Source organism: Streptomyces nanhaiensis (genome assembly GCF_046614825.1).
Lineage (GTDB): Bacteria > Actinomycetota > Actinomycetes > Streptomycetales > Streptomycetaceae > Streptomyces > Streptomyces radiopugnans.
In genome coordinates, this window is sequence record NZ_JBKJFM010000208.1 from 1 (window position 1) to 8519 (window position 8519).

Sequence of the window (8519 nt, forward strand, 5' to 3'; positions counted from 1 at the left end):
GGCGACCGCCTCGTCCACGCGCAGCCGTACGGCGGAGGCGCCCGCGTCGCTCCCCCGGCCGCCTCCGCCGTACGCGCCGGAGGGCGGCAGGGGCAGGCCGGTGGCCGCGGCGAGTGCGGTGCGCAGCCAGTGGGCGGCCCGCCCGGTGCCGGGGCCGGCGTCGAGCACCGTCCGGGCGCCGAGCGCCAGCCGTCCGCCGCCGTCCTCGGCGGAGCGGGGCAGGGGGACCAGATCGGGCTCGTACATGCCCGGTTCTCCTCGCATGCTTCGCAGGCGGCGCACACCATCGGCGCACGCGCCCTCGTCTTCGGCGTCCCGCTCCCGGGCGACCCTGGAGAAGAAGCGTTGCACTGTGCGCAACGCTCGTTTCGCCATGCACAACTGCGCAGGAGGGTAGGGGAACCGGCCGCGGCCGACAAGACACCCGGCCGGCCCCGGACGCGCGCCCGTACGCACGGCGGCCCCCGGAACGCACCGGCGTGCGTTCCGGGGGCCGCCGGAGGAGTGACGGTCCCTGTGCGGGGCGGGTCAGGGAGAGGCGGGAGAGGAGGGGGCGCCGGGGGGCGGCGTCACTTCTTGCCGCCGCCGTCCTTGCCCTTGTCGCCGCCGGCTCCCATGGACTCGTAGATCTCCTTGCACATGGGGCAGACCGGGTACTTCTTGGGGTCGCGCCCCGGGACCCAGACCTTGCCGCAGAGCGCGACGACGGGGGTCCCGTCGAGCGCGCTGGCCATGATCTTGTCCTTCTGGACGTAGTGGGCGAAGCGCTCGTGGTCGCCATCGCCGTGGGACACCTGCGGGGTGGGCTCGACGAGGGTGCCGGTGCCCGTCCCGCGCTCGGGCTCAGGAGTGCTCATGGGCCCCAAGGGTACTGCGGCCGCCCCCGGGGGCACCCGAACCCGCCGCGCCCGAGGCGGCGGGCCGCGCCGCCGGCCCGCCCCGTCGCGGTGCCCGGCACCGGGGCCCGGCACCGGCGCCCCGGCCGGAGCCGGGGCGGGACGCCCCGCCGCCGGGCGAACCCCGCCTGTCGCGGCACTAGTTCAGCGAGGGGTCGTCGGGATACGTGGCCACCATCGCCAGCTCGCTGCGCTGGCGGCGCAGCACGGACCGCCACAGCCGCTCCGGGTCGGGCGCGAAGACGTCGCCGGGCTCGGACTCCACCACGTACCAGGCGCCCTCCTCCAGCTCGTTCTCCAACTGGCCCGGCCCCCACCCGGCGTACCCGGCGAAGATCCGCAGCGAGCCCAGTTCCGCGGCCAGCAGTTCGGGCGGCGCCTCCAGGTCCACCAGGCCGATGGCCCCGTGCACCCGCCGCCACCCCAGCGGGCCCTCGCCCCCCGGGATGACGGCCACGCCGAGCGCCGCGTCCAGCGAGACGGGCCCGCCCTGGAAGACCACGCCCGGCTCCCCCGCCAGCGCGGCCCAGGGCTCCAGTACGTCGCCGACGTCCACGGGCGTCGGCCGGTTGAGGACGATGCCGAGCGAGCCCTCCTCGTCGTGGTCGAGGAGCAGCACCACCGCACGGTCGAAGTTCGGGTCGGTCAGCGCCGGCGTCGCGACGAGCAGCCGCCCGGTGAGCGAGGTCACCTCGGTCATGCCCCAATGATCCCGCACTCCGGGCCCGGACGTAGGCCCGAATTGCGCACGACCCCGCGGAGCGGCCCGCACACGCTGCGCGACCGGGCGCAGCCCGGCGCCGGTGCGGGCCGCGCCCGTCCGTCCCCCGGACCCGTCCGCGCCCCGGACGAACGGATACGGCCCGGGTGCACGGCCATTACCATTCCCTGTGCCCCTGCTCTTCTTCATCCTGGAACGCGAGGCCCATGACCGGCACTGACGACGTACTCCTTGTCCACGGCGGCACACCGCTGGAGGGCGAGATCAGAGTCCGGGGCGCGAAGAACCTCGTGCCCAAGGCCATGGTCGCCGCACTGCTCGGCAGCGAACCGAGCCGTCTGCGCAACGTCCCCGAGATCCGCGACGTCCGGGTCGTCCGCGGCCTGCTCGAACTGCACGGCGTAACCGTGAGCAAGGGCGAGGAACCGGGCGAGCTGGTGCTCGACCCCTCCCACGTGGAGAGCGCCAACGTCGCCGACATCGACGCCCACGCGGGCTCCTCCCGCATCCCGATCCTCTTCTGCGGCCCGCTGCTGCACCGGCTGGGCCACGCCTTCATACCCGGCCTGGGCGGCTGCGACATCGGCGGGCGCCCGGTGAACTTCCACTTCGACGTGCTGCGCGAGTTCGGCGCGGTGATCGAGAAGCGCGCCGACGGCCAGTACCTGGAGGCTCCGCAGCGGCTGCGCGGCTGCAAGATCAAGCTGCCGTACCCGTCGGTCGGCTCCACCGAGCAGGTCCTGCTGACGGCCGTGCTGGCCGAGGGCGTGACCGAACTCTCCAACGCCGCCGTGGAGCCGGAGATCGAGGACCTCATCTGCGTACTGCAGAAGATGGGCGCGATCATCTCCATGGACACCGACCGGACGATCCGCATCACCGGTGTGGACAAGCTCGGCGGCTACAACCACCGCGCCCTGCCCGACCGCCTGGAGGCCGCCTCCTGGGCGAGCGCGGCGCTGGCGACCGAGGGCAGCGTGTACGTGCGAGGCGCCAGCCAGCGCGAGATGATGACGTTCCTCAACACCTACCGCAAGGTGGGCGGCGAGTTCGAGGTGGACGACGACGGCATCCGCTTCTGGCACCCGGGCGGCGCGCTCAAGGCCATCGCCCTGGAGACGGACGTCCACCCCGGCTTCCAGACCGACTGGCAGCAGCCGCTGGTGGTGGCCCTGACCCAGGCGTCGGGCCTGTCGATCGTCCACGAGACGGTGTACGAGTCGCGGCTGGGCTTCACCTCCGCCCTCAACCAGATGGGCGCGCACATCCAGCTCTACCGCGAGTGCCTGGGCGGCATGCCGTGCCGCTTCGGCCAGCGCAACTTCCTCCACTCGGCGGTCGTGTCCGGCCCCACGAAGCTCCAGGGGGCCGATCTGGTCATCCCGGACCTCCGCGGCGGCTTCTCCTACCTGATCGCCGCACTGGCGGCCCAGGGGACCTCCAGGGTCCACGGGATCGACCTGATCAACCGGGGCTACGAGAACTTCATGGAGAAGCTGCCGGCGCTGGGCGCGCGGGTGGAACTGCCCGCCTGACCCCACCGGCCCCGGCCGGGGGCCCGGGGGTCGCCCCCGGAACAGCACAGCATGGAGAAGCTGCCGGCGCTGGGGGCGCGGGTGGAACTGCCCGCCTGACCCCACCGGCCCCGGCCGGGCCGCCGTACGCGACGCGGAGGGCGGTCACCCCTTGCGGGGTGACCGCCCTCGTGCGTACGCCTGCGGTGCCGCGCCGGGGCTCACTTGCCCTTGGCGGCCTCCTTCAGCTTGGAACCCGCGGAGACCTTCACGCTGTAGCCGGCGGGGATCTCGATCGGGTCGCCGGTCTGCGGGTTGCGCGCGGTGCGAGCGGCACGGTGGGTGCGCTCGAAGGTCAGGAAGCCGGGGATGGTGACCTTCTCGTCGCCCTTGGCGACGACCTCGCCGACGGTCTCGGCGAACGCGGCCAGCACAGCGTCGGCGTCCTTGCGGGTCACCTGGGCGCGCTCGGACAGCGCTGCCACCAGCTCACTGCGGTTCATAATTCGTACTCCCGTGGTTTTTCTTGCCTGTGAGGCATGAGATCGAAGCCGATGCTGCCAGGGCCCTCGGACAGTCCCCGGACCCGGGTCTGCTGCCAGACCTTCCGCGTCCGCGGGGGCGCCCCCAGGACGCGGCCCTCGGGGAAGCATCCTGCCCCCACCTGCGGTGGTAATGCCAATCCGGGGCCCTGCGACATCACCCGGAGGACGCCTGTGACACGCGATGATGACACTCCGTAGCCACCCTCGGTGCGGCTTTCGCCACCCTAAGGGGCCGTCCGGGTGGGATGCCCCCGACGCGCCGGTCCCATGCGGTCAGGGCGCCGTGGCGGTCGTCACAGACTCCCCGGCCGCGATGGCGGCGTCCCGCACCGCTCCGGCGACCGCGCCCGCGACCCTGTCGTTGAAGACGCTCGGGATGATGTAGTTCGCGTTCAGCTCGTCCTCGTGCACCACGTCGGCCAGCGCCCGCGCCGCGGCCAGCATCATCTCCTCGTTGACCGTGCGCGAGTGGGCGTCGAGCAGGCCCCGGAAGACGCCGGGGAAGACCAGCACGTTGTTGATCTGGTTGGGGAAGTCCGAACGGCCGGTGGCCACCACCGCCGCGGTCCGGCGGGCGACCGCCGGGTCCACCTCCGGATCGGGGTTGGCGAGCGCGAACACGATCGCGCCGTCGGCCATCGCGGCCACGTCCTCGGCGCCGAGCACGTCCGGGGCGGAGACGCCGATGAAGACGTCGGCGCCGACGACGGCCTCCTTCAGCGTGCCGGTGACGCCCTCGGGGTTGGTGTTGTCGGCGATCCAGCACAGCGGCGAGTCGGGCGCGGCGCCCACCAGGTCCGCGCGTCCGGCGTGCACCACTCCGTGGATGTCGGCGACCACCGCGTGCTTGACGCCGGCGGCCAGCAGCAGCTTGAGGATGGCCGTGCCGGCGGCCCCGGCGCCGGACATCACCACCCGCACGTCCTCGATGTCCTTGCCGACCACGCGCAGCGCGTTGGTCAGCGCGGCCAGCACCACGATGGCGGTGCCGTGCTGGTCGTCGTGGAAGACGGGGATGTCCAGGGCCTCGCGCAGCCGCGCCTCGATCTCGAAGCAGCGGGGGGCGGAGATGTCCTCCAGGTTGATGCCCGCGAAGCCGGGGGCGACGGCCTTGACGATCTCGACGATGGCGTCGGTGTCCTGGGTGTCCAGGCACAGCGGCCAGGCGTCGATGCCGGCGAAGCGCTTGAAGAGGGCCGCCTTGCCCTCCATGACCGGCAGCGCGGCCTTCGGCCCGATGTTGCCCAGGCCCAGCACGGCCGAGCCGTCGGTGACGACGGCGACGGAGTTGCGCTTGATGGTCAGCCGGCGGGCGTCCTCGGGGTTGGCCGCGATCTGGGTGCAGACCCGGGCCACGCCCGGGGTGTAGATCATGGAGAGGTCGTCGCGGTTGCGAATGGGGTGCTTGGACGCCATCTCGATCTTGCCGCCCAGGTGCATCAGGAAGGTCCGGTCGGAGACCTTGCCGATGGCGATGCCCTCGACCTCACGCAGCTTGGCGACGATCTCGTCGGCGTGCGCGGTGGAGGAGGCGGCGATCGTGACGTCGATGCGCAGCCGCTCGTGGCCGGAGGCCGTGACGTCGAGACCGATGACCGAGCCGCCGGAGGACTCCACGGCCGTGGTGAGCTGGCTGACCGCCGCTCCTCCGGCGGGCACCTCCAGGCGGATGGTCATCGAGTACGAGACGCTGGGCGCCGTTGCCATGGCCGGGTTCCTCTGCTTTCCGTGGTGCTGTGCCGCACATCCGGCCACCTCGCCGGATCGCGTCACCCGATCGTCGCACCTACCGGCCGGTAGCAGGTAACCGGTCCCGGAGGGCGGAAAGTGTTTTCCGCCATGGCGCGCGCGGCGCGGTCCGCCGTGTGACACCCGGCACGTCGCGGGCCCCGGGCCCGGGACACACGGACGAGGGGTCCGCACCGCGCTTCCGCGGTGCGGACCCCTCGGATCCACGTCTGCGACACCGACCCGCCATGCTCGCCTCGCGGCAAGTGGTCGCTCGAAGCGACGAAGGTTGGGCCCGGGGGCTTGGATCGGGCCGGTGCCACGTTCAGGCTAACAAACGATCGGCGACGGCGATTCCGTTCGGCCCCGGCAATCGGAAGATTCCGTGGGCCTCACTCCCTCAGCAGGTCGGGGACCCCCTCGGCGTCCGGCAGGTCCTTCTCCCGCGACAGGACCGTCAGCCGCTGCGTGGCCCGGGTCAGCGCCACGTACAGCACCCGCAGGCCCGCCGGGGACTCGTCGGCGATCTCCGCGGGCGAGACCACGAGCGTCGCGTCGTACTCCAGGCCCTTGGCCTCCAGGCTGCCCAGCGGCACCACCCGGTCGCCGAGCCCGGCGAGCCAGGCGCGGGCCTGCTCGCGGCGGCCCATCGCCACCACGACGCCGACGGTGCCCTCCACCTCCGCCAGCAGCCGCTCGGCCTCCGCGCGCACCGCACGGCCGACCGCCCCGTCCGGGCCCTCCGGGCCGCCGGCCACCGTGGCGAAGCGCGGCACCAGCCCCGTGGCGCGCACCGCGCGGGGCGGACGCACCCCCGGCATGGCCAGGGCCAGCACCCGGGCGGACAGCTCGGCGATCTCGGCCGGGTTGCGGTAGTTGACCGTCAGCTCGAAGCGGCGGCGCGGACGGGCGCCCAGCGCCTCGTCGCGGGCGGCGGCGGCCTCCTCCGGATCCGACCAGGAGCTCTGCGCCGGGTCCCCGACCACCGTCCACGTCGCCTGGCGGCCGCGCCGGCCCACCATCCGCCACTGCATCGGCGTGAGGTCCTGCGCCTCGTCGACGATGACGTGCGCGTAGTCGGTGCGCTCTTCCTCCTCCCGGCGCCCGGCGCGGGCGGTGCGGGCGGCGAGGCGGTCCGCGTAGGTGCTCAGCTCCTCCAGGCCGGTGAGCTGGTCCAGCGGGTCCACCTCCCTCCTGCGGGGGCGGGCGGGGGTGCCGAGCAGGACCCGCAGCTCGTCCAGGAGCGCGACGTCGTGGACGGACAGCGGACCGGAGCCGCCGGCGTCCAGCCGGGCCAGCGAACGCGCCAGCCGCCGCACCTCGCGCGGCTGGAGCACCCGGCGCGCCCAGCGTGACAGCCGCTTCTCGTCCGCCATGGCCGCCAGCACGCGGCGCGGGGTCAGCTCGGGCCACCAGGCGTCCAGGAAGCCGGTGAAGTCGGTCTCGGTGGAGACGTCCTCGTCGAACCCCCGGCGCGCCTCGGCCGCCAGCTCCGGGTCGGTGTACCGCCGGCCGGCCCCCGAGCGCTCCCACAGCGCGTCCAGCAGCAGCCGCCGGGCGCGCGGGCGCAGCAGGTTGACGGGCGCGGTGCCGCCGAGCGCCTGCTCGCGGATCCGGCGCAGGTCGTCGGCGTCCAGCTCCAGGCGCGTGCCGAGGGCGACCACCCGCAGCCGGCCGGGCACCCCGCCGGCCCGCGGCGCGCCGAGCTCCAGCGCGCCGAGCTCCAGCGTGCCGCGGGCCGCCCTGCGCAGCACCCGCACCATGCGGGAGGAGCCCTTGACGCGGGCCACGGCCGGCTCGTCGTGGGTGTCCGCCTCGGCGCCCTCCACCAGCGAGCCCAGCGCGCGGATCGCGACCTGGCCCTCCTCGCCCAGCGACGGCAGCACGCCCTCGGTGTAGGACACCAGCAGCGGGGTGGGGCTGACGACGAGGATGCCTCCGGCGTAGCGCCTCCGGTCCTGGTAGAGCAGGTACGCGGCGCGGTGCAGCGCGACCGCCGTCTTGCCCGTGCCGGGGCCGCCCTCGACCTCGGTGACGGAGACGGCGGGGGCCCGGATCACCTCGTCCTGCTCGGCCTGGATGGAGGCGACGATGTCGCGCATGGTGTGGCCGCGGGAGCGGCCCAGCGCCGCCATCAGGGCGCCGTCGCCGACCACGGCCAGCTCCTCGCCGTCCAGGTACGCCGTCAGCTCCGGGCGCAGCAGGTCGTCCTCCACGCCCAGTACGCGGCGGCCCCGGCTGCGGATCACCCGCCGCCGCACCACCCGGCCCGGCGCCACCGGGGTGGCCCGGTAGAAGGGCGCGGCGGCCGGGGCGCGCCAGTCGATGACCAGCGGGGTGTAGTCGGCGTCGAGCACGCCGAGCCGGCCGATGTGCAGGGTCTCGGCGATGTCCGCGGCGGCGGTGCCGGTGCGCACGGCGTCGTCGGTGCGCACGGCGTCGTCGGCGGGTTCGACGGAGGTGTACGCGCCGTCGGGCCCGCGCTCGCCGTCCTTGCCCCGCAGCAGGTCGATCCGCCCGAAGAGGAAGTCCTCGAACTCGCTGTTGAGCCGGTTGAGGTGCACACCGGCGCGGAAGACCTGCGCGTCCCGCTCGGCGAGCGCCCCCGGCGTGCCGACCTGGGCGCGCTTGGCGGCGTCCGCCATGAGGAACTCCGCCTCGTGGATCTTCTCCTCAAGACGCCGGTAGACCCGGTCGAGGTGCTCCTGCTCCCCGCGGATCTCGCGTTCCCGTACGCCGTCGTGCACCTCGTGCCCGCCGCCGTCGCCGACGGCGGCGGGCCTCGGCACCGACGGCACTGTCTCCTGCGCTCCCAACGCACGGCCCCCTTCTGCTGTACTCAGGGCAGCCGTCCACCGTACGCCAGGGGACCGCGGCGCGCACGCCGCCCCGCGTCCCGGTCACCCCGGGCCGGAGCCCCCGTCCGAGGGGTCGAAGGCCAGCCGGTAGCCGCGCTTGACCACCGTCTGGATCATCCGGGGCCCGCCCAGCGCCGAACGCAGCCGCGCCACCGCGGTCTCCACGGCGTGCTCGTCGCGCCCCGCGCCGGGCAGGGCGCGCAGCAGCTCGGCGCGGGAGACCACCCAGCCGGGCCGCCGGGCCAGGGCCCGCAGCA

Annotated in this window: 8 protein-coding genes; 1 reads left to right on the forward strand and 7 read right to left on the reverse strand. The window is 74.3% G+C overall.

Translation table 11 applies throughout. The annotated features are described in order from the left end of the window. From ACLIYP_RS27905 to ACLIYP_RS27915, 3 genes are all read right to left on the reverse strand, one after another. On the reverse strand, positions 1 to 246 hold a 246-nt coding region (locus ACLIYP_RS27905), incomplete at its 3' end, for a glycoside hydrolase family 20 zincin-like fold domain-containing protein (protein WP_412715871.1). 323 nt (positions 247 to 569) lie between these two features. After that, on the reverse strand, positions 570 to 857 hold the full coding sequence (locus ACLIYP_RS27910; protein WP_093654114.1) for a DUF3039 domain-containing protein: 288 nt from the start codon (positions 855 to 857) through the stop codon (positions 570 to 572). Between the two features lie 178 nt (positions 858 to 1035). Next, entirely contained in the window at positions 1036 to 1596 is a 561-nt protein-coding gene (locus ACLIYP_RS27915) for a YqgE/AlgH family protein (protein WP_093654113.1), read from the reverse strand. 227 nt (positions 1597 to 1823) lie between these two features. Here ACLIYP_RS27915 and murA point away from each other — a divergent pair, with 227 nt between their 5' ends. Continuing rightward, positions 1824 to 3152 (forward strand): UDP-N-acetylglucosamine 1-carboxyvinyltransferase, encoded by a 1329-nt coding sequence (gene murA / locus ACLIYP_RS27920; RefSeq protein ID WP_412698146.1) that lies wholly within the window; start codon positions 1824 to 1826, stop codon positions 3150 to 3152. 200 nt (positions 3153 to 3352) lie between these two features. On the opposite strand, the gene ACLIYP_RS27925 is transcribed toward murA, so the two are convergent. The 4 genes from ACLIYP_RS27925 to ACLIYP_RS27940 all read right to left on the reverse strand — a co-directional run. Continuing rightward, positions 3353 to 3634, reverse strand: coding sequence for an HU family DNA-binding protein (locus tag ACLIYP_RS27925; protein ID WP_093654109.1), 282 nt, complete (start codon positions 3632 to 3634; stop codon positions 3353 to 3355). A 315-nt stretch (positions 3635 to 3949) separates the two neighbouring features. Continuing rightward, a complete protein-coding gene (locus ACLIYP_RS27930; protein ID WP_410538372.1) occupies positions 3950 to 5383 on the reverse strand; it encodes an NAD-dependent malic enzyme in 1434 nt (477 codons plus the stop codon). A 413-nt stretch (positions 5384 to 5796) separates the two neighbouring features. Then, a complete protein-coding gene (locus ACLIYP_RS27935; RefSeq protein WP_412715872.1) occupies positions 5797 to 8193 on the reverse strand; it encodes a HelD family protein in 2397 nt (798 codons plus the stop codon). Between the two features lie 111 nt (positions 8194 to 8304). Then, positions 8305 to 8519 (reverse strand): winged helix-turn-helix domain-containing protein (locus ACLIYP_RS27940; protein ID WP_412715873.1); only part of this gene is annotated, 215 nt, incomplete at its 5' end.